Below are 19,679 nucleotides of genomic sequence, written 5' to 3'. Positions count from 1 at the left end.
GACGAGGTAGATAGGTTCGGGGTGGAAGTGTGGCAACACATGGAGCTGACGAATACTAATCGGTCGAGGGCTTAACCTACGAGGTTGGCGGTAGCCACACTCACTTGGTAAGCAGTGGTATAGATGAAGAGGTTTCGGTGACCTCGTTTCGCATCCGGTTTTCAGGGCGCAAGCCTTGACTTGCAAAGCGTTTGGTGATGATGGCGGAGGGGAACCACGCGTTCCCATCTCGAACACGACCGTTAAGCCCTCCAGCGCCGATGGTACTTGGACCGCAGGGTCCTGGGAGAGTAGGACGTTGCCAAGCACAGACAGACCCTTTAGCTCACGCTAGAGGGTCTTTTTGTTGTAGTCTCGCGGGCTAACGGACTCCAGTGACGCTATTTGCGGAAACGGAGGCGGTGGAGGCATCTTTTCAGCGGAATAAGAGCACCTGGGTCCGTTAGAGCTCAGGATGGTGCTCAATGAGACGAATAAGGTCTCTGGTGTCCGTAAGAAAGGATGTGTTATGTAGAGAATGGCGAAAAAGCGAAATGGTTAAGTTACTTGCGGCTAACGGACTGAAGAGCCGCTATTAGTCAACTTGGTGCAAAGCTTGGTGAGAGTCCCACCCCGATTATCCTCTGTCCGGCTCCGTTTGTAATTTTCGCGGTTTGTGGGAAACCCTTCCCGCCATAAACTTTCCCCCTTCAGGAGATACTGTGGGTAGCTTGTTGGAGAGCTTTAGCAGCCTTCTCTAATGCAATTGCCACGACACCTTCAAAATGATTTGATAATTTAGAAAATGGTGCTATAATATTTACAAGGTCAAAGAAAGTCAAAGTCAAGTCAAAAAAACAAGCTGCGGGAATAGGGGATGAGGGATGAGAAATATTTCGGAACTCATAGAAAACTACCTGAAGCGAATTCTCCAGCAGAGTCCTGGGGGTATCATTGAGATTCAGCGCAACGACCTGGCGGATGAATTTCAGTGTGTGCCTTCCCAAATCAATTACGTCATCAGCACCCGGTTTACTCTCGAAAAAGGGTATGTGGTGGAGAGCAAGCGCGGCGGCGGCGGTTACATCCGGATTCAGAAGGTGGAGCTGTCGTCCAGGGGGCAAATTCTTAACCACATTTTCCAAACCATTGGCGAGGCCATTGACCAGACGGGTGCCGAAGGATTGGTTTATCAGCTGGAGGAGGGCAAGCAGATCTCGAGCCGGGAAGCGAACCTTATCCGTGCTGCGATATCCAGAGACGCGCTTCAGATCAAGCTTCCATTTCGGGATGAAATCAGAGCCAAGCTTCTGAAGGCAATGCTCATTGCCTTGTTGAGTCCATGAGGAAAGGGAGGACGTTCTCATGATTTGCCAGGAATGCGGCAAAAAGCCGGCAACCCTGCATTTTACGAAGATTGTCAATGGCGAGAAGACGGAGTTTCACATCTGTGAATCCTGCGCCAGGGAAAAGGGTGAAATGATTCCGGGGACGGCAGGGGGATTTTCGATCCACAATCTGCTGTCCGGTCTGCTCGATTTTGAACCGCCTACGGGAAGCCAACGCAGGCAGGAAACACCGCCGCGGTGTGAAAACTGCGGGCTGACGTATTCGCAATTCAGCAAGCTGGGCCGCTTCGGCTGCAGCGAGTGTTATAAATATTTCGACGAGCGCTTGGATCCGCTGTTCAAGCGGGTTCACGGGAATACCGTGCACACGGGCAAGGTCCCCAAACGCACTGGTGGTAAAATCCAGGTAAAGCGTGAATTGGAACGGTTGAAGAAAGAACTGGTCCAGCGGGTGGAGCATGAGGACTTTGAAGCCGCAGCGAAAATCCGGGACCAGATCAAAGAGCTGGAGCGGCAAACCTCCGGCTTGTAAAATGGGAGGAGTCAAGGGTATGGATTCCCGGCGATTTTTCGAGCAGGCATTGACGGAATGGATGAAGGGCGAAGGTCCCGATTCGGATATCGTCATCAGCAGCAGAGTGCGAATTGCGCGTAACTTAAACGGGTACCCGTTTCCCATGCTGGCCACCAAGTCCCAGTCCGGTGAGGTACTGGACAAAATCCGGGAGCTCCATGAGGCCGGAAACCTTCAGGAAGATGGCGAGGTAGAGATGGTTCCACTCTCCGAGCTGTCGGAGCTGGAGAAGAAGGTATTGGTGGAAAAGCATCTGATCAGCCCCAATTTGGCCAACGAATCACAAAACGGTGCGGTTTTGTTGAACGAATCCGAATCCATCAGTATTATGGTGAATGAGGAGGATCATATCCGCATCCAGGTTCTTGCCTCAGGCTTTCAAATTCGGGAGGCCTGGCAGGTAGCTAATGAGGTGGATGACCGCTTTGAGGAGCTGCTGGAATACGCATTTGACGAGCGGCGGGGATTCCTGACCAGCTGTCCCACCAATGTGGGAACGGGCATCCGGGCCTCGGTGATGATCCATCTTCCCGCACTTGTGATTACTCAGCAAATCAACCGGATCCTGCAGGCCATCACCCAAGTGGGTCTTGCCGTAAGAGGAATTTATGGCGAAGGCAGCGAGGCGGTTGGCAACCTCTTCCAGATTTCTAACCAGATTACACTGGGGCAATCGGAGGAGGAGATCCTGGATAATCTGCATAGTGTGGTCCGGCAGATTATCGAGCATGAACGCAGCGCCCGGCAGATTCTGGCGGTGGAATCCAGAGCCAGAATGCAGGACCGGATCTGCAGATCCTACGGGATTCTGACCCATGCCATCATCATGGACTCCAAGGAGGCCGCCCAGCGTTTATCCGATGTACGGCTTGGGGTAGATCTGGGGATGGTGCAGAACGTCAGCAAAACAGCGTTAAACGAGCTTTTGGTCATGACCCAGCCCGCATTCCTGCAGCAGCTCTCCGGCGAGAAGCTGTCGGCAGAGGGAAGGGATATACGCCGGGCGGAATTGATCCGCAGCCATTTGGCTCAGAAATAAAGCAACAAGTGATTATTCCATTTGGAGGTGTTCACGATGATGTTTGGCAGATTTACGGAGCGTGCCCAAAAGGTATTGGCCTTGGCACAAGAAGAGGCTGTGCGGTTGGGACACAATAATATCGGTACAGAGCATATTTTGCTGGGATTGATTAAAGAAGGGGAAGGCATTGCCGCCAAGGCGCTGATTTCCCTAGGTTTGGGCCTGGAGAAGATCCAGGATGAGGTGGAATCCCTGATCGGCCGCGGACAGGAGCAGCCGACCAATATTGCATACACGCCCCGGGCTAAAAAAGTCATTGAGCTTTCTATGGATGAAGCCCGTAAGCTCGGACATACGTACGTGGGCACGGAACATATCCTCTTGGGTTTGATACGCGAAGGTGAAGGCGTGGCTGCCCGGGTTCTGAACAATCTGGGCGTCAGCCTTAATAAGGCCCGCCAGCAAGTGCTGCAGCTCTTGGGAAGCAGCGAAGCGGTTTCCACCAGCCACGGCACACCTGCCAATGTAAGCACACCTACCCTGGACGGTTTGGCCCGTGACCTGACCGCTACGGCCAAGGAAGGGCATCTTGACCCGGTAATCGGCCGGAGTAAGGAAATCGAACGGGTCATTCAAGTATTGAGCCGCCGGACCAAGAACAACCCCGTTCTGATTGGTGAACCCGGCGTTGGTAAAACCGCCATTGCCGAAGGTTTGGCCCAGAAGATCATCAACAACGAAATTCCCGAGACACTGCGGGATAAGCGGGTTATGACTCTGGATATGGGCTCCGTTGTCGCCGGCACCAAATACAGAGGCGAGTTTGAGGACCGTCTGAAGAAGATCATGGACGAAATCCGTCAAGCGGGCAACATTATCCTGTTCATCGACGAGCTGCACACCCTGATCGGCGCAGGCGGCGCAGAAGGCGCTATCGACGCCTCCAACATTCTGAAGCCTGCCCTGGCCCGCGGCGAGCTGCAGTGCATCGGCGCCACTACCCTGGATGAATACCGCAAATATATCGAGAAGGATGCCGCTCTCGAGCGCCGGTTCCAACCGATTTCGGTGGATCAGCCGACTCCGGAGGAAGCCGTGCAAATTCTCTATGGTCTGCGTGACCGTTATGAAGCCCATCACCGGGTGAAGATTTCCGACGAGGCCATTGTGCAGGCCGTGAAGCTGTCCGACCGGTACATCACCGACCGCTTCCTGCCGGACAAAGCCATTGACCTGATCGACGAAGCCGGCTCCAAGGTCCGCTTGAAGTCCTACACTGTACCGCCCAGCCTGAAGCAAATGGAGCAAAAGCTGGAGGATGTCCGCAAGGAAAAGGACTCCGCCGTGCAAAGCCAGGAGTTTGAGAAGGCTGCCGCTCTCCGGGATACCGAGCAAAAGCTTCGCGAGGAGTTGGAGTCTACCCGCAACGAGTGGAAGGAAACGCAAGGCCGTACCGACTCTGTGGTGACGCCGGATGATATTGCCCAAATCGTGGCGAGCTGGACCGGGGTTCCCGTACGGAAGCTGGCAGAAGAGGAAACCGAGCGCCTGCTGAAGATGGAAGACATCCTTCATGACCGGGTAATCGGCCAGGACGAAGCCGTGAAGGCCGTCAGCCGCGCCATCCGCCGGGCCCGTGCAGGTCTGAAGGATCCGAAGCGCCCCATGGGCTCCTTCATCTTCCTTGGCCCAACCGGTGTAGGTAAAACCGAGCTGGCACGCGCCTTGGCAGAAGCCCTCTTCGGTGACGAGAATGCGGTTATCCGAATCGATATGTCCGAATACATGGAGAAACACTCCACCTCCCGTCTGGTCGGAGCGCCTCCGGGATATGTGGGCTACGAGGAAGGCGGCCAGCTCACCGAAAAGGTACGCCGCAAGCCTTACTCTGTGGTATTGCTGGATGAAATCGAAAAAGCACATCCCGAGGTATTCAATATCCTCCTGCAGGTTCTGGAGGACGGCCGCTTGACCGATTCCAAGGGACGTACAGTGGACTTCCGCAATACCTTGATCATCATGACCTCCAACGTGGGGGCGGATACTATCAAGAAGCAAAGCTCCCTGGGCTTCACCGCCGCCATCGCCGATACGGGCAAGGAATATAATAATATGAAAGACAAGGTGTTGACGGAGCTGAAGAAAAGCTTCCGTCCGGAGTTCCTGAACCGGATGGACGAAATGATCGTCTTCCACTCCTTGGACGAACAGCATATCGCCCAAATCGTCACCCTGATGGCAGAGGAACTGCGCAAGCGCTTGAAGGAGCAAGAAGTCGACTTTGAGCTCTCTGACAGCGCCAAGAAGTTCCTGGCCAAGGAAGGTTATGACCCCACCTATGGGGCAAGACCCTTGCGCCGCGCCATCCAGAAGCATATTGAAGACCGGTTGTCCGAGGAATTCCTCAAGGGCAACATTACCAAGGGTGACCGTCTGGTCATCGATGAAAAAGAAGGGGAGCTGGTGGTTGTCCGCAACTAGGGCTTGTCTGAAAACTCCGAGGGGAGCAGCTAATGCCCAAATTTTCGTCCATAGCAAGGAACTTTCGTGAAGGCGTACCGGGGGTACGTCAAGCGGAAGTGACGATAGTTCGGGGCGAAAAGGCGGTGAAAGATGCCCTCAACGAGTTTTCAGACACGGCCTAACCGGCCAAAACCTGCAAAGCCTCTTGCACGAAGGAATAATCCTTTGTGCAGGGGGCTTTATTTTTTGTCGGGATATGCCGAATCAGATAAGAAGAAGAGCCTGCGGTTACGTGGACGCCCATACAAATAAATGGTAAACTTAAATTTACGTCAAGCTGAACGGAATAACAAAAAGAAAGCGCAGGAAATCCGAAATTATGGCTAAACTAAAAACGAAATTCACCTGTACCGAATGCGGATACGAAACCCCCAAATGGCTGGGCAAGTGCCCGGGCTGCCAAGCCTGGAACACCTTTGTGGAGGAAGTGGAGGCGCCGCAGCGGGCCGGCGTTCACACATCCGTTTCTGCTCTTCCGCAAGAAAAAGCGGTTTCCATCATACACATAGAGAGTACCAAGGAGCCGCGCATTGTCACGGACAACATAGAGCTTAACCGGGTGCTGGGCGGAGGAGTAGTTCCGGGTTCGCTGATCCTGGTTGGCGGGGACCCCGGTATTGGAAAATCTACCCTGCTGTTGCAAACGTCCTTTGAGCTGAACCGCAAAGGGTTGAAGGTGCTCTATATCTCCGGAGAGGAATCCACCCGGCAGACCAAGCTCCGGGCAGACCGGCTGGGCGCTATTTCTCCCCTGTTGTTCGTTCTGTGTGAGACCAATATTGATGCCATCCTAATGGCCATCGACGAAATAGAACCGGACTTCCTGGTGATCGACTCCATCCAAACGGTCTTTCACCCGTCCATTTCCTCGGCACCCGGCAGCGTATCCCAGGTGCGGGAATGTACCACCCACTTTATGCGGATTGCCAAGTCCAAGGGGATCGCTACAGTGCTGGTCGGACATGTCACCAAGGAGGGGGCTATCGCCGGACCTCGGCTTCTGGAGCATATGGTGGACTGTGTCCTGTACTTCGAGGGGGAACGTCACCATACGTACCGGGTTCTCCGGGCGGTGAAAAACCGGTTTGGCTCCACCAATGAAATCGGAATATTTGAAATGAGGGAATCCGGGCTTGTAGAGGTGAATAATCCCTCGGAGCTGTTCTTATCCGAACGACCCTTGGGGGTGGCGGGCTCTACGGTTGTTGCCAGTATGGAGGGGACACGGCCGGTGCTGGTGGAGCTCCAAGCGCTGGTCAGCCCTACAAATTTTCCTTCGCCCAGACGGATGGCCACGGGTTATGACCATAACCGGCTGTCGCTGATTATTGCTGTGCTGGAGAAACGCAACGGGCTGTTTCTGCAAACCCAGGACGTGTATCTCAATGTTGCCGGGGGCGTAAAGCTGGATGAGCCTGCAGTGGATTTGGCTGTGGCCGTAAGCATTGCTTCCAGCTTCCGGGATTGTCCGACGCAGCCCTTCGATGCCGTCTTCGGCGAAATCGGATTGACCGGAGAGGTCAGAGGGGTATCCCGGGTGGACCAGCGGGTGAAGGAAGCGGAGAAGCTGGGCTTCAAGCGGGTTATTCTTCCGCAGAAATCCCTCAAGGGCTGGAATCCCCCCAAGGGGATGGACGTGATTGGGGTAAATACCGTCCAGGAGGCACTGGATGCAGCGCTGCCGCGGTAAATAAAAATTCAACCTATAACATATCATTATATAACTATTAATAGAGAGTCAGGGGGCTTCCCATGGGGCGGGATGAGGAAAAGCAAGACGTAATGAGCAAACTTCTGCAAATGGTGGCGCCCGGTACCGCTTTCCGCGACGGACTGGAGAATGTGCTGCGGGCCAAAACAGGTGGATTGATTGTGGTAGGCTATAGTCCGGATTTGATGGACATCGTGGATGGGGGCTTCTCCATCAATTGCGATTTTACCCCCAACCATCTGTATGAGCTTGCCAAAATGGACGGGGCGATTATTCTTAGCGAGGATATACGGAGAATTCTGTATGCCAATACGCAGCTCATTCCGGATCCGACCATTCCTTCCATTGAAACGGGAATCCGGCACCGGACGGCGGAGCGTGTGGCCAAGCAAACCGGGAAGCTGGTGGTCTCCATCTCCCAGCGGCGGAATGTCATTACCCTGTATCAGGGGACACTCCGGTATTCCCTGAAGGATATCGGCGTGATTCTGACCAAGGCTAACCAGGCCATTCAGACCCTGGAAAAGTATAAAACCGTTCTGGATCAAGCGCTGACCAATCTGGGAGCGGCGGAATTTGAAGAAATTGTGACCACCCATGATGTTTGCAATGTTTTGCAACGGATTGAGATGGTTCTGCGTATTAAAGGTGAGATCAAACGCTACATCAATGAGCTGGGTACGGAAGGCCGTCTGATCAGCATGCAGCTGGAGGAGTTGGTTGGCAATACAGAGTATGAGCAGCTGCTTCTTTTGAAAGACTATGCAAGAGATCCTTCGGAGGAGCGGGTTAAGGAAATCCGTCTGACCCTCAGGCGTCTCGGCAATGAGGAGATTCTCAATCACAATGATCTGGCCAGACTGCTGGGTTATCCGTATTCCAACACGTCCATGGAGGAACAGCTGTCGCCGCGGGGCTACCGGGTCCTGAGCAAAATCCCGAGGCTGCCTTCGGTTATCATCGCCAATCTGGTGGAACGGTTTGAATACCTGCCGTTTATGGTTAATGCCTCCATAGAGGATCTGGATGAAGTGGATGGAATTGGAGAGGTGCGTGCGAGGGCGATCAAGGAAGGATTAAAACGGATTCAAGACCAAGTATTCATTGACAGACATATCTAAATTGCATACAATCATGAAGGAGTATCCGGCGGTTCGTTTACGAAACATTTAAATTTGGACGTACACACCCGGCAGATAATTCTAGTTTACGAAGGAGGCTCCGAATAGCAAGACATGCATCGGAATCTTCAACATGGGGTGATGAGATGATCAGAAAGTCCGTACCAAATATGTTTACCATCGGGAATTTGTTCTTGGGATTTCTCGCTATCATACTTGTTTTTAATGAGTATACAGAGCTTGCTGCCATCATGGTCATTGTCGCCATGCTGTGCGACGGGCTGGACGGCCGGGTTGCCCGGGCGCTGAATGCCCAATCCGAATTCGGCAAGGAGCTGGACTCCCTGTCGGACGTGATTTCCTTCGGTGTAGCACCTGCGTTCATTATGTATGTAACAGCCTTCCAAGGAATGAATGAAGCTACAGCATGGATCGTTACCGCGATCTTCCCGATCTGCGGCGCGCTTCGGCTGGCCCGCTTCAATGTGGTAGCGGGAACACCCGGTTACTTTATCGGGCTGCCTATTCCTGCCGCTGGCGGTGTATTGTGTACGTTGGCTCTGTTCGCCAATGAAATCAATACGGTTGTGCTGGTGCTGTCCACTCTGCTCTTGTCCTACCTGATGATCAGCACAGTGAAATACCCCAACTTCAAGAAAATCGGCATTCCTAAGTCTGCTATCTGGGTAACTCCCGTTGTTGTGATTGCAGCTGTGGTGCTGGCCATTAAATTTCCCGGTTCCATCTCCAAGATGATCTTTGTTCCTCTGGTTCTGTATGCTCTCTACGGCCTAAAAAAAAACGTTGAGCAGATCTCCCGTCTGGACCGTGTGCTGAAGCGCCGCGGACGCCGCCGGGGACAGAATGACGAAGCGGTGAACAAGACCAACATGTAACACCAACCGAATAGGATGAAAATAAAAAGCATTTATTTTCCTGCTTCAAGGGGAAATAAATGCTTTTTTTGTTTTGGCAGTGACGGGCGAAAGGTTAACTGAGGTTAAATAAACCCAGTGTGGAGCACTTGGTGGATTCCTGGGAGACCACCTTGTCCAAGTTCAGGTCCAGCAGATTGCATAAGGACGCCATATAAAACAAATTCCGCCCCAGCTCGGACTCAATGACCTCTTTGCAATGTTCGCAAACCTGTCCCTCAAGATGGGTTCCCAACTGCTCCTTGGCCTGCTCCAGCGTCATATCCCGGGTGTAGTGTTGTTTGCCGGCATGAACCTGGACACAGCCGCATTCCGTAACCGACTTCATCACGGCCCGGTTGGCAGCGGCATTCGACTGTTGAAACTTGGAGAGAACATCCAGAACGCTGCGGTGACGGAGCAGTAATTCGGCGACTTGATCCTGGAATTCCTTCAGGCTGGGAGAGCTCATATGGTTCACCTCTGGTTAAGTCCTCGAATGAGGGTATTTTTCATCATTATATAGCAACCCCGGAGGCAATTCAATTTTACTGATTCCAACCCCCGGGGATGGCAGGTTTATCCAAAGAAATTTTGGTCATACTGGTAGCAGGAGGTGAAGCAAGTTGAAAAAGTGGATTCAATTGGCCGCATTGATAGCGGGGGTAGCAGCAGGTTATCAATCCGGTCAGCATACTGAAGGAGCTTTGGCTCAGATGGTCCGCCAGCTGCTGGGTGTGACGGAGCTGAAGGGCCAGGTGTATTGGTTTATGATTTTGGGGGCGGCGGCCGCTTTTGCTCTTGTCCAATTGTCGGATATCTTTGTCCGCCGGTGGCTGAAGGCAGGAGAGGCTAGGCTGCAGGAAACGCCGGTTGCCCATGTGGTGTCTGGTTTAGCGGGATTGATTATGGGATTGCTGGTATCGCTGTTGGCCCATCCGCTGTGGGAAGGCATCGGAGGAGGAACGTTTATTCCGTTTTTGGCGACGCTGGTGTTTGGAGCGGCCGGCTTCCGTGCAGGGTGGATGAAGAAAGAAGATCTTATTGGAATTTTTTCCAAATGGCCGTCAGGCGCAGATAAGGATGCGGAGCCGGAAAACCGGGGAGAGTGCAAGATTCTCGATACCAGCGTGATTATCGATGGACGGATTGCGGATATCTGCAAAACCGGCTTTATTGAAGGGACGCTGGTGATCCCGGAGTTTGTCCTGGAGGAGCTGCAGCATATTGCAGATTCGTCGGATCTTCTGAAGCGCAACCGCGGCAGGCGGGGACTGGATATTCTGAACAAGATCCAGAAGGAGCTTGACGTGAAGGTGCTGATCTACGAAGGCGATTTCGAGGAAATCTCCGAGGTGGACAGCAAGCTGGTCCGTCTGGCTAAGGTGCTGCGGGGCAAGGTGATTACCAATGACTTCAACCTGAACAAGGTATGTGAGCTGCAGGGTGTGCCTGTGCTGAATATCAATGATCTGGCCAATGCAGTGAAGCCTGTGGTGCTGCCGGGGGAAGAGATCGTGGTTCAGGTGATCAAGGACGGCAAGGAGCATGGCCAAGGGGTCGCTTATCTGGATGACGGAACGATGATCGTTGTGGAGGGCGGACGGGATTATATCGGCGCCACCATGGAGGTTATGGTCACCAGTGTGCTGCAGACCTCTGCAGGCCGGATGATTTTCGCAAAACCGAAATTATTGGAAAAAGCCCAGTAAAACAGATATGATAGAGGTAATGGGAAAGCGGGGATTGCTTGCGCAATCTCCGTTTTTGCTGCATATTCATTCGTAAGGGGATATATGGGAGATGGAGCAGGTAGGCGTGATTGTGGTAGCCGCAGGCAAGGGGCTGCGGATGGGCGGCCAGATGCCGAAGCAGCATCTGCCTCTGGCAGGCAAGCCGGTGCTGGTGCGTACGCTGGAGGCCTTCGAACATATGGAGCAGATTCACACTGTGGTGCTGGTAGTGGGTCCCGGGGATGAAGCCCGCTGCAGCCGCTATACCAGCGAGTATGGGCTCCGCAAGGTCCATGCTGTTGTGACCGGGGGAGCCGAGCGTCAGGCGTCGGTCTATCAGGGGCTGCTCGCCCTGGATCCTGAGGTGGAGTGGGTGCTGGTGCATGATGGGGTACGCCCCTTCGTAACGCCGGAGGAAACGTTGGAATGCCTGGAAGCGGCTAAACGATATGGAGCAGCAGTGGTGGCCGTACCTGTGAAGGATACGGTGAAGATCGTGGAGCCGGACGGCAAAATCGCCTCCACTCCCGACCGCAGCGCCGTCTGGGCGATTCAGACCCCGCAGGCCTTTCGGGTACGGGAGCTGTTAGCCGCTCATGAAATGGCCATGCAGGAGGGTTTTACCGGCACGGATGATGCCATGGTGGTGGAGCGCACCGGTCAGCCCGTGTACGTGGTGCGGGGTGGATATCACAATCTGAAGATTACGACTCCGGAGGATCTGGAGTGGGCGGAATACCGACTGAAGCGATAGAGAGGAGTAACGATTCATGATTCGTGTGGGACAGGGCTTTGATGTCCATAGGTTAGTGGAAGGCCGGAAATGTATCATCGGCGGGGTGGATATCCCCTACGAGCGCGGGCTGCTGGGCCATTCCGATGCGGATGTGCTGCTGCATGCCATTTCCGATGCGATCCTCGGTGCCGTGGGCAAGGGGGATATCGGCAAGCATTTTCCCGATACGGACCCGGAATTTAAGGACGCAGACAGTGTTAAGCTGATGGAGCATGTCTGGGCGTTGGCCAAAGGAATGGGGTATTCCCTGGGGAATTTGGACGCAACGATTATTGCCCAGCAGCCCAAGATGGCCCCCCACATCCCCCAGATGGTGAAGGTGATCGCCGATGCCCTGGAGGCCGATGAGGACCGGATTAACATTAAAGCAACCACTACGGAGCAGCTGGGTTTCACCGGCCGTGGGGAAGGTATTGCCGCACAGGCTGTCGTATGCCTGTATATGGAGGAGAAACCCGCTCCCCAGCCGTGAGGACCGGGAACTCATTGCATTTTGGTGAAAAATAACCGGTTCCGGCAAGGGGATATTGTCTTCATCCGTCAAGTTTCGTATACTGGAACCAGTAATGAAGGATTCTCATGTTTCACCGCATAACAGCACAAGCTATGATCAGGAGAGTACGTATCGGATGGGAACCCTCCAGAGAGGATGTCCGGACGTTGATGGGGGAACCCGTCAGCCGCCGGCTGCAAGACATCCGTCTTCCGCCGTTACGGAAATGCACCTGTGAGCTGCAGCTCGAACGGATACCCGTAGAGCCTGCCGGCTGGCCGCCGATACCGGGCTAAGAAGTTGATGCTGCAAAAGGTGGCCGACCCGGCATGTTCATGTCCGGTTAGGAGTGCTGATGCTGGCGTCAAGCAGAGTGGGACCGCGTATATAGACGCCTCTGCAGCCCTTATTGGAAGGGCTGTTGGGGCGTTTTTGATGTTGGAAGGGCCGGGAGCAGGGATGGTGCGGGCCAAAAACAGGGCTTGACCGCCGCGGCAGCCCGTAACGGCTAGTGGAGTTTTTTCTAACGGCGGTGAGGGCCGTTATATGCTGCATAAACGCCTCTTCCCGATTCTAACGGCGGTGAGGGCCGCTATTTTTCCAAAAAGGCTGGACTGGCTCCGAAAGTGCCGCAATAAGAGCGCTGGCTTCCGTTAGATTTTGAAAGAGGCGTTTTACAGCAGAATAACGGTGCTCACTTCCGTTAGATTCTGCGGGCGGCTGAAACGAAGGGTATTCAGAGGGGATGTGAAATGATGTTCGCACGCATAAAAAGCGATATCCGGGCTGTGTTCGACAATGACCCTGCGGCACGCAGCTGGTTTGAAGTGGTGTTTACCTATTCCGGCTTGCATGCCATCTGGGCGCACCGTGTCGCACACTGGTTCTACCGCCACAAGAGATATACCATGGCCCGGATCATTTCACAGGTGAGCCGATTTTTTACGGGCATCGAGATCCACCCGGGTGCAGTGATCGGCAATCGGCTGTTTATCGACCACGGCATGGGCGTCGTCATCGGGGAAACCTGCGAAATCGGCGACGATGTGGTACTGTATCAAGGGGTAACCTTGGGCGGAACGGGTAAAGAGAAGGGCAAGCGCCATCCCACCATCGGCAGCAATGTGGTGATTGCCTCCGGCGCCAAGGTGCTGGGCTCCTTCTACGTGGGGGATAATTCCCGGATCGGCGCCAATGCGGTGGTGCTCTCTGCAGTGCCCGCCAACAGCACGGTAGTGGGCTTCAAGGCCCGCGTGGTGAAGCGGGACGGCGTCCGTGTGGACCGGTTGGATCACGCCAACCTGCCTGACCCGGTGGTGGATATGTTCCGCCTCCTGCAGGATCAGATCAACGAACTGAACAAAGCGCTGGAGCTTCGCTCCGAAACCGCCGCAGGCCACGACACAGTCCCGGCAGAGGAAGCAGCCGCCACATCCGGCGGCAGCCGCGAAACTAAAGGAGGAAAGACAAGGCATGACACTAAGAATCTATAATACGCTGCGCCGGACCAAAGAGGACTTCCGCCCCATCGAGGAAGGCAAGGTGCGGATGTATGTTTGCGGCCCGACCGTATATAACTATATTCATATTGGTAACGGCAGACCGGTGATTGTATTCGACATGGTCCGCCGTTATCTGGAGTCCATCGGCTACCAGGTAACCTACGTAGTGAACTTCACCGATGTGGACGATAAGATGATCCAGCGGGCCAAGCTGGAGGGCAGCACCGTGCCGGAGATTGCCGAGCGGTATATCGCCGCATTCCTGGAGGACAGCCGGAAGCTGGGTGTGAAGAACACCATCCATCCCCGTGTCACGGAAAACATGGAAGAGATCATCAGCTTTATTGCCCAACTGGTAGAAAAGGGCTTCGCCTACGAAAGCGGCGGGGATGTATACTTCCTGACCTCCAAATTTACCGAATACGGCAAGCTGTCCCAGCAGAAGCTGGATGAGCTGCAGTTCGGCATCCGCATTGAGGTGGATGAACGGAAGCGGGGGGCGGAGGATTTTGTGCTGTGGAAGGGCGCCAAGCCGGGAGAGATTGCCTGGCCCAGCCCATGGGGCGACGGCCGTCCGGGCTGGCACATCGAATGCTCCGCCATGGCCAAGAAATATCTCGGCGATACCATCGATATCCACGGCGGCGGGCAGGATCTGATCTTCCCCCACCATGAATGCGAAGTAGCCCAGTCCGAAGCGCTGAACGGAGAGCCGCTGGCCAACTATTGGATGCATAACGGCTTCCTGAATATGAATAATGAAAAAATGTCCAAATCCATCGGCAACGTGATGAATGTCCGCGACATTCTGTCGGCTGCCCGGCCTCAGGAGTTCCGGTTTATGATGCTGTCCACCCATTACCGCAATCCGTTGAACTACAATGACGATGTGCTGAGCCAAGCCAAAAACAGCCTGGAGCGGCTGGATAACTGCGTGGTCAACCTGAAGCACCGGCTGAAGGATGCCGCAGAAGGGGAAGCGGACGCGGAGGTGATAGCCTTTGTGGAATCGGCTGCCCAGACCTTCACCGCCAAGATGGATGATGACTTTAATACGCCGGATGCCCTGACCGCCATGTTCAATCTGGCTGGCGACGCGAACCGGTATCTCCAAAACGCCGAGGTCACCCGCGGCTCTCTGGATGCGATACTGGCCCGTTTTGCCGCTATGGACGAGGTGCTTGGTGTACTTGCCGGGGAAGCCGAGGATCTGGTGGACGAAGAGATTGAGGCGCTGATTGTGGAGCGGGGAGAAGCCCGGAAGGCCAAAAACTGGGCGAGAGCCGATGAAATCCGGGACCTGCTGACGGCCCGGGGCATAGTGCTGGAGGACACGCCGCAGGGGATGCGGTGGAAGCGGAAATGAGCCAGAGCACCGGAGAACAATTAACCCTATATTTTGAGCCGCATAAAAGCCCGTCCCAAATGAATCCCCTTGTGCTGGCGTATATGGGGGATGCGGTTTATGAGATGTTTATCCGCCAGTATGTGGTCTCCCAGGCCAATCACCGCCCGAATGACCTGCACCGGCAGGCGACCCGCTATGTATCCGCCAAGGCCCAGGCCAAAGCCCTGGAGCTGTTGATGCCACTCTTGACGGAAGAGGAAGCGGATGTGGTCAGACGGGGGCGGAACGCCAAGTCGGGATCATCCCCCAAGAATACGGATATTCTGGTGTACCGCCACAGTACGGCCTTCGAAAGCCTGCTCGGTTATCTGTATTATTGCGGGCGCCAAAACCGGCTGGAGGAGCTTATGCGTTTGACCATACCCGCTGGCCAGTCCGGCACAAGAGAGGATGTATAGCATGGAAGATATAATCGGCGGCAAACATTCGGTGTTGGAGGCTCTGCGCTCCGGCCGCACCATCAATAAAATCTGGATTGCGGACAACGCCCAGAAGCATCATGTCCAGCCTATTTTTGCAGAGGCGAAAAATGCAGGCATCATCATCCAAACCGCGGACAAGCGGAAGCTGGACCAAATGGCCCAGGGCATCGCCCATCAGGGGGTTGTGGCCCAAGTGGCCCCTTATGAATATGCGGAAGTGGAGGATTTGTTGGCCAGAGCCAGGGATAAAGGGGAAGCTCCGTTTCTCCTGATCCTGGATGAAATTGAGGACCCGCATAATCTGGGCTCGATCCTGCGGACAGCGGATTGTGCCGGGGCCCATGGCATTATTATCCCCAAGCGCCGTTCCGTGGGGCTCACCGCCACCGTATCCAAAATCTCCGCAGGCGCGGTGGAGTATGTGCCTGTAGCCAAGGTGACTAATCTGTCCCAAACCATCGAGGAGCTCAAAAAAGCGGGTGTTTGGGTGGTCGGAGCGGACGTGCATACGGACAAAATGCTCTATGATGTGGATTTCACTATGCCCATCGCCATCGTGATCGGCAACGAAGGCAAGGGAATGGGACGTCTGGTGAAGGAAAGCTGCGACTTCAACGTCAAGCTGCCCATGGCCGGACAAATCAATTCCCTGAATGCATCGGTTGCGGCTTCCATCTTCATGTATGAGGCTGTCCGCCAGCGTTTGACCAAGAAATAAGGCCAGCCGATGAAAGAATACCTGATCGTGGACGGCTACAATATTATCGGGGCCTGGCCGGAGCTGGCGAAGCTGAAGGATGTGGAGCTGGAGGAAGCCAGGGACAGGCTGATCGGGATGCTGGCGGATTACCAGGCGTACAGCGGCATGAAGGTGTATCTGGTATTCGACGCCTACAAGGTCCCCGGCCTTGGGGGCAAATATGTGGAGAGTAAGCTGGAGATTGTCTACACCCGGGAGAAGGAAACGGCGGACGAGCTGATCGAACGGTTAAGCTTAAGCCTTATCGGCCGCAGGCGTCATGTATATGTGGCCACCTCGGATATGGCGGAGCAAAGCGTTATTTTCGGACAAGGCGCCTTCCGTCTTACGGCCAGAGAGCTTCTGGTGAAGGTGAAGCAGTCGCGGCGGGATGTGGAGGAACGGATTCAGGTTAAGGATGCGGGCAAGAAAAACTCCATCGACGGGGCGCTGCCGGACGATATTAAGCAAATCTTCGAAAAGTGGCGCCGCGGCAACTAGTAGCGTCCGATATAGTAGAATGCCGGGTGCCGCTTCCGCCGGAGCGGCATGAACTGGCTTTTTTCGGGTAGTCATGGCATATTCTAGAAAAATTCACGGGTTTTCCAAATGGCGCTAGTTGACGATAATTCAGGGCATCATGTATACTAATCCTATCTTTTGCACGTGGAATAAGCCTTGTGGGGCTTGGCCGGAGGGGTTTTATGTGAGTGTCGACCTCAATATGTGGAGAAAGTCCGAAATAGAGCTCCGATCCGACGAAGACAATGTGGAAGCTGTCCGCGAAGGCGACGCCGAAGCCCTGGAGTACTTGATTAACAAGTATAAAAACTTTGTACGCGCCAAAGCCCGTTCCTATTTTCTCATTGGAGCGGACCGCGAGGATATCGTGCAGGAGGGTATGATCGGCCTGTACAAATCCATCCGTGATTTCCGCGGGGACAAGCTGGCCTCCTTCAAGGCATTCGCTGAGCTTTGTATCACCCGTCAGATCATCACAGCCATCAAAACCGCAACCCGTCAGAAGCATATCCCTCTCAATTCCTATGTTTCTTTGGACAAGCCCATCTACGACGAGGATTCCGACCGGACCCTTCTTGACGTGATTTGCGGTTCCAGAGTGACCGATCCGGAAGAGCTGATTATCAACCAGGAGGAATTCAGCGGCCTGGAGGACAAGATGGGAGAGCTCTTGAGCGATCTGGAGCGCAGGGTACTTATGCTGTATTTGGACGGCCGCTCCTATCAGGAGATTGCCGTTGACCTGGACCGTCATGTCAAGTCGATAGACAACGCTCTCCAGCGCGTCAAGCGAAAGCTGGAACGCTATCTGGAAATTAGAGACCTGCCTTAAAAAACGCCGCATTCCCTTAAGGAGCGCGGCGTTTTGTTTTTATGGCCTCCGTATGCCCCGCGGGGCGGGCGGCATTGGCCGTATCCAAAAAAGCCGAACGGAAAACGTTATTGTTTTCTGTCCGGCTTTTTTTGTGCAAAAAAATGCAATCGAAAAATCGTATCTGTTTATCAATAATTTCTGAATGTTGTGTTTTCTTCGGCCCCCTATACTGAGGGGGAAAGGGGTGAGCAGAGTGGTTGCGAATTCGACACGGGCCAAAAAAGCTTTGCGGTATCTGAACAGGAAGAAGTATCTGTATATTCTACTTATTCCATGTGTGATCTACTTTTTTATTTTCAACTACATCCCCATGTACGGAATCATTATTGCCTTTAAGGACTTTAACTTTGCCAAAGGGATTATTCACAGTCCTTGGGTAGGTTTCGAGCATTTCAAGTACATGTTCGGGCTGAGTGATTTTTATCAGGTGTTCTGGAACTCGTTTTATCTAGGGCTTCTGCGCCTGGTATTCACCTTTCCCTTCCCGATCCTGCTGGCGCTTTTGCTAAACGAAATCCGCCAGGTGACATACCAGCGTTTGACCCAAACCATTATCTATTTGCCGCACTTTATTTCCTGGGTGGTTATCGGCGGTATTCTCGTGAACTTCCTGTCTCCCAGTTGGGGGCTCGTCAATATTTTTCTCAAGCAGTTTGGCTTCGAAGAGGTCTTCTTCCTGGCTGATGTGAGTTACTTCCGTCCTATTGTGGTGCTGAGCAGCATCTGGAAGGAAGCCGGCTGGGGCAGCATCATTTTCCTGGCCGCCATCACCGGCATTAATTCTGAATTGTACGAAGCCGCCAGTATAGACGGCGCCAGCCGCCTGCAGCGGATTTGGTATGTGACGGTGCCGGGCATCAAGTCCACCATTATGGTGCTGTTCATACTCCGCTTGGGCCATATTATGGGCAACGGCTTCGAACAAATATTCGTCTTGCAAAATCCTATGAATCTGAGTGTGTCTGAGGTGTTCGAGACCTATTCATACCGGGTGGGGTTATTGGGCAGCCGCTTCTCCTTCGGAACAACTGTGGGGCTGTTCACTTCCGTTATTGGCCTGATCTTCCTGATGATGGGTGACCGTCTGGCCAAAATGATGAAGGAGGATGGCATATGGTAAACAACGGCATAGGCGATCGCGTGTTCAGCTTGTTCAACTATATCTTTGTGACCTTGTTTTCCCTGGCATGTTTGTTTCCCTTTCTTTATGTCGTCGCCTTCTCGGTGACACCCTATACGGAGTATCTGGAGCATCCGCTGCGGATGATCCCCAGCCGTCTGGAGTTTGGCGCATACAAGCAAATTTTCCAGATGCCGCTCATGTGGAGCGGATACAAGGTGACGGTGCTGATTACGCTTGTTGGCGTAGCGCTGAATATTTTCTTGATGGTCATTTCCGCATACCCGTTGTCCAAGCCGGACCTGAAGGGCCGGAATATCATTCTGGCGTTCATCGTGTTCACCATGTTTTTTAACGGCGGTCTCATTCCCAACTTCTACCTGATTAAGACGCTGGGCTTGTACAATACCATCTGGAGCTTGATCCTGCCTGGAGTATTGGGAGCGTATAACTTGATTCTGATGAAAAACTTCATCGGTTCCATCCCTCCCAGTCTGGAGGAATCCGCTTATATCGACGGGGCCAATGAAATCAAAGTGCTGTTCAAGATTATTATCCCGCTGTCCAAGCCGGCGATTGCGACATTCGTTATTTTTCATGCAGTGGGTCAGTGGAACACGTTCTTCTCCGCCATTATCTATACCTCCAAACGCAGCTTGTGGCCGTTGATGCTTATTCTGCGGGATTTGGTGGTGGAGGACGGAGGGTTAGCACGGGATATGATGGATACGGGTAGTGTAACGGAATTCACACTGAAGATGGCGATTATTGTATTTGCCACATTGCCCATTATTCTGGTGTATCCGTTTTTGCAGCGGTTTTTCATGAAAGGGTTGCTGGTGGGGTCCATTAAAGGATGAGTGCCTTAAGCGTTTGCT

Annotated in this window: 19 protein-coding genes and 1 rRNA gene; 19 read left to right on the top strand and 1 reads right to left on the bottom strand. The window is 53.7% G+C overall.

Annotated features, from left to right (window positions below):
- Positions 1-190: 190 nt before the first annotated feature.
- From rrf to pssA, 8 genes are all read left to right on the top strand, one after another.
- A 5S ribosomal RNA gene (gene rrf, locus ACI1P1_RS29275) occupies positions 191-307 on the top strand.
- A gap of 556 nt (positions 308-863) precedes the next feature.
- Positions 864-1,325 carry a CtsR family transcriptional regulator gene (locus ACI1P1_RS29270; RefSeq protein WP_416220126.1) on the top strand — a complete coding sequence of 154 codons (462 nt, stop codon included), beginning with the start codon at positions 864-866 and terminating at the stop codon, positions 1,323-1,325.
- Between the two features lie 19 nt (positions 1,326-1,344).
- Positions 1,345-1,860, top strand: coding sequence for a UvrB/UvrC motif-containing protein (locus tag ACI1P1_RS29265; protein WP_416220125.1), 516 nt, complete (start codon positions 1,345-1,347; stop codon positions 1,858-1,860).
- 19 nt (positions 1,861-1,879) lie between these two features.
- Positions 1,880-2,941, top strand: coding sequence for a protein arginine kinase (locus ACI1P1_RS29260; protein ID WP_416220124.1), 1,062 nt, complete (start codon positions 1,880-1,882; stop codon positions 2,939-2,941).
- Between the two features lie 36 nt (positions 2,942-2,977).
- Positions 2,978-5,404 carry an ATP-dependent protease ATP-binding subunit ClpC gene (gene clpC, locus ACI1P1_RS29255; RefSeq protein WP_416220123.1) on the top strand — a complete coding sequence of 809 codons (2,427 nt, stop codon included), beginning with the start codon at positions 2,978-2,980 and terminating at the stop codon, positions 5,402-5,404.
- Between the two features lie 361 nt (positions 5,405-5,765).
- Positions 5,766-7,136 carry a DNA repair protein RadA gene (gene radA / locus ACI1P1_RS29250; RefSeq protein ID WP_416220122.1) on the top strand — a complete coding sequence of 457 codons (1,371 nt, stop codon included), beginning with the start codon at positions 5,766-5,768 and terminating at the stop codon, positions 7,134-7,136.
- A 62-nt stretch (positions 7,137-7,198) separates the two neighbouring features.
- Positions 7,199-8,278 carry a DNA integrity scanning diadenylate cyclase DisA gene (gene disA / locus ACI1P1_RS29245; RefSeq protein WP_416220121.1) on the top strand — a complete coding sequence of 360 codons (1,080 nt, stop codon included), beginning with the start codon at positions 7,199-7,201 and terminating at the stop codon, positions 8,276-8,278.
- A gap of 146 nt (positions 8,279-8,424) precedes the next feature.
- A complete protein-coding gene (gene pssA / locus ACI1P1_RS29240; RefSeq protein ID WP_416220120.1) occupies positions 8,425-9,174 on the top strand; it encodes a CDP-diacylglycerol--serine O-phosphatidyltransferase in 750 nt (249 codons plus the stop codon).
- Between the two features lie 94 nt (positions 9,175-9,268).
- On the opposite strand, the gene ACI1P1_RS29235 is transcribed toward pssA, so the two are convergent.
- Positions 9,269-9,664 carry a DUF1573 domain-containing protein gene (locus tag ACI1P1_RS29235; protein ID WP_416220119.1) on the bottom strand — a complete coding sequence of 132 codons (396 nt, stop codon included), beginning with the start codon at positions 9,662-9,664 and terminating at the stop codon, positions 9,269-9,271.
- Positions 9,665-9,818: 154 nt separating this feature from the next.
- On the opposite strand from ACI1P1_RS29235, the gene ACI1P1_RS29230 reads away from it, so the two are divergent.
- The 11 genes from ACI1P1_RS29230 (at position 9,819) to ACI1P1_RS29180 (ending at position 19,661) form a co-directional block, all read left to right on the top strand.
- Positions 9,819-10,904 (top strand): PIN/TRAM domain-containing protein, encoded by a 1,086-nt coding sequence (locus ACI1P1_RS29230; RefSeq protein WP_416220118.1) that lies wholly within the window; start codon positions 9,819-9,821, stop codon positions 10,902-10,904.
- Positions 10,905-10,995: 91 nt separating this feature from the next.
- Complete coding sequence (gene ispD / locus ACI1P1_RS29225) at positions 10,996-11,679, top strand: 2-C-methyl-D-erythritol 4-phosphate cytidylyltransferase (RefSeq protein ID WP_416220117.1); 684 nt, start codon at positions 10,996-10,998, stop codon at positions 11,677-11,679.
- 16 nt (positions 11,680-11,695) lie between these two features.
- Positions 11,696-12,193 (top strand): 2-C-methyl-D-erythritol 2,4-cyclodiphosphate synthase, encoded by a 498-nt coding sequence (ispF, locus tag ACI1P1_RS29220; protein ID WP_416220116.1) that lies wholly within the window; start codon positions 11,696-11,698, stop codon positions 12,191-12,193.
- A 776-nt stretch (positions 12,194-12,969) separates the two neighbouring features.
- On the top strand, positions 12,970-13,707 hold the full coding sequence (gene cysE, locus ACI1P1_RS29215) for a serine O-acetyltransferase (protein WP_416220129.1): 738 nt from the start codon (positions 12,970-12,972) through the stop codon (positions 13,705-13,707).
- On the top strand, positions 13,688-15,082 hold the full coding sequence (cysS, locus tag ACI1P1_RS29210) for a cysteine--tRNA ligase (RefSeq protein ID WP_416220115.1): 1,395 nt from the start codon (positions 13,688-13,690) through the stop codon (positions 15,080-15,082). The genes cysE and cysS overlap by 20 nt, the downstream gene beginning before the upstream one ends.
- A complete protein-coding gene (locus ACI1P1_RS29205) occupies positions 15,079-15,522 on the top strand; it encodes a Mini-ribonuclease 3 (RefSeq protein ID WP_416220113.1) in 444 nt (147 codons plus the stop codon). The genes cysS and ACI1P1_RS29205 overlap by 4 nt, the downstream gene beginning before the upstream one ends.
- Position 15,523: 1 nt before the next feature.
- Positions 15,524-16,264 (top strand): 23S rRNA (guanosine(2251)-2'-O)-methyltransferase RlmB, encoded by a 741-nt coding sequence (gene rlmB / locus ACI1P1_RS29200; protein ID WP_416220112.1) that lies wholly within the window; start codon positions 15,524-15,526, stop codon positions 16,262-16,264.
- Between the two features lie 9 nt (positions 16,265-16,273).
- Entirely contained in the window at positions 16,274-16,786 is a 513-nt protein-coding gene (locus ACI1P1_RS29195) for an NYN domain-containing protein (protein ID WP_416220111.1), read from the top strand.
- A gap of 205 nt (positions 16,787-16,991) precedes the next feature.
- Positions 16,992-17,639 (top strand): RNA polymerase sporulation sigma factor SigH, encoded by a 648-nt coding sequence (sigH, locus tag ACI1P1_RS29190; protein ID WP_113022687.1) that lies wholly within the window; start codon positions 16,992-16,994, stop codon positions 17,637-17,639.
- Between the two features lie 226 nt (positions 17,640-17,865).
- Positions 17,866-18,801 carry an ABC transporter permease gene (locus ACI1P1_RS29185; protein WP_416220110.1) on the top strand — a complete coding sequence of 312 codons (936 nt, stop codon included), beginning with the start codon at positions 17,866-17,868 and terminating at the stop codon, positions 18,799-18,801.
- A complete protein-coding gene (locus ACI1P1_RS29180; RefSeq protein ID WP_416220109.1) occupies positions 18,795-19,661 on the top strand; it encodes a carbohydrate ABC transporter permease in 867 nt (288 codons plus the stop codon). The genes ACI1P1_RS29185 and ACI1P1_RS29180 overlap by 7 nt, the downstream gene beginning before the upstream one ends.
- Positions 19,662-19,679: the final 18 nt, after the last annotated feature.

The organism is Paenibacillus mesotrionivorans (assembly GCF_046098205.1).
Lineage (GTDB): Bacteria > Bacillota > Bacilli > Paenibacillales > NBRC-103111 > Paenibacillus_AR > Paenibacillus_AR mesotrionivorans.
This window is presented reverse-complemented; position numbering and strand designations above follow the sequence as displayed.

What these genes read in the sequence shown, in the direction of transcription:
- rlmB (WP_416220112.1), top strand. Translation starts at nt 15,524, where the DNA reads ATGGAAGATATAATCGGCGGCAAACATTCGGTGTTGGAGGCTCTGCGC.
- cysS (WP_416220115.1), top strand. Translation starts at nt 13,688, where the DNA reads ATGACACTAAGAATCTATAATACGCTGCGCCGGACCAAAGAGGACTTC.
- disA (WP_416220121.1), top strand. Translation starts at nt 7,199, where the DNA reads ATGGGGCGGGATGAGGAAAAGCAAGACGTAATGAGCAAACTTCTGCAA.
- pssA (WP_416220120.1), top strand. Translation starts at nt 8,425, where the DNA reads ATGATCAGAAAGTCCGTACCAAATATGTTTACCATCGGGAATTTGTTC.
- ispF (WP_416220116.1), top strand. Translation starts at nt 11,696, where the DNA reads ATGATTCGTGTGGGACAGGGCTTTGATGTCCATAGGTTAGTGGAAGGC.
- ACI1P1_RS29235 (WP_416220119.1), bottom strand. Translation starts at nt 9,664, where the DNA reads ATGAGCTCTCCCAGCCTGAAGGAATTCCAGGATCAAGTCGCCGAATTA.
- ispD (WP_416220117.1), top strand. Translation starts at nt 10,996, where the DNA reads ATGGAGCAGGTAGGCGTGATTGTGGTAGCCGCAGGCAAGGGGCTGCGG.
- cysE (WP_416220129.1), top strand. Translation starts at nt 12,970, where the DNA reads ATGTTCGCACGCATAAAAAGCGATATCCGGGCTGTGTTCGACAATGAC.
- ACI1P1_RS29270 (WP_416220126.1), top strand. Translation starts at nt 864, where the DNA reads ATGAGAAATATTTCGGAACTCATAGAAAACTACCTGAAGCGAATTCTC.
- ACI1P1_RS29265 (WP_416220125.1), top strand. Translation starts at nt 1,345, where the DNA reads ATGATTTGCCAGGAATGCGGCAAAAAGCCGGCAACCCTGCATTTTACG.
- ACI1P1_RS29205 (WP_416220113.1), top strand. Translation starts at nt 15,079, where the DNA reads ATGAGCCAGAGCACCGGAGAACAATTAACCCTATATTTTGAGCCGCAT.
- radA (WP_416220122.1), top strand. Translation starts at nt 5,766, where the DNA reads ATGGCTAAACTAAAAACGAAATTCACCTGTACCGAATGCGGATACGAA.
- ACI1P1_RS29260 (WP_416220124.1), top strand. Translation starts at nt 1,880, where the DNA reads ATGGATTCCCGGCGATTTTTCGAGCAGGCATTGACGGAATGGATGAAG.
- ACI1P1_RS29195 (WP_416220111.1), top strand. Translation starts at nt 16,274, where the DNA reads ATGAAAGAATACCTGATCGTGGACGGCTACAATATTATCGGGGCCTGG.
- ACI1P1_RS29180 (WP_416220109.1), top strand. Translation starts at nt 18,795, where the DNA reads ATGGTAAACAACGGCATAGGCGATCGCGTGTTCAGCTTGTTCAACTAT.
- clpC (WP_416220123.1), top strand. Translation starts at nt 2,978, where the DNA reads ATGATGTTTGGCAGATTTACGGAGCGTGCCCAAAAGGTATTGGCCTTG.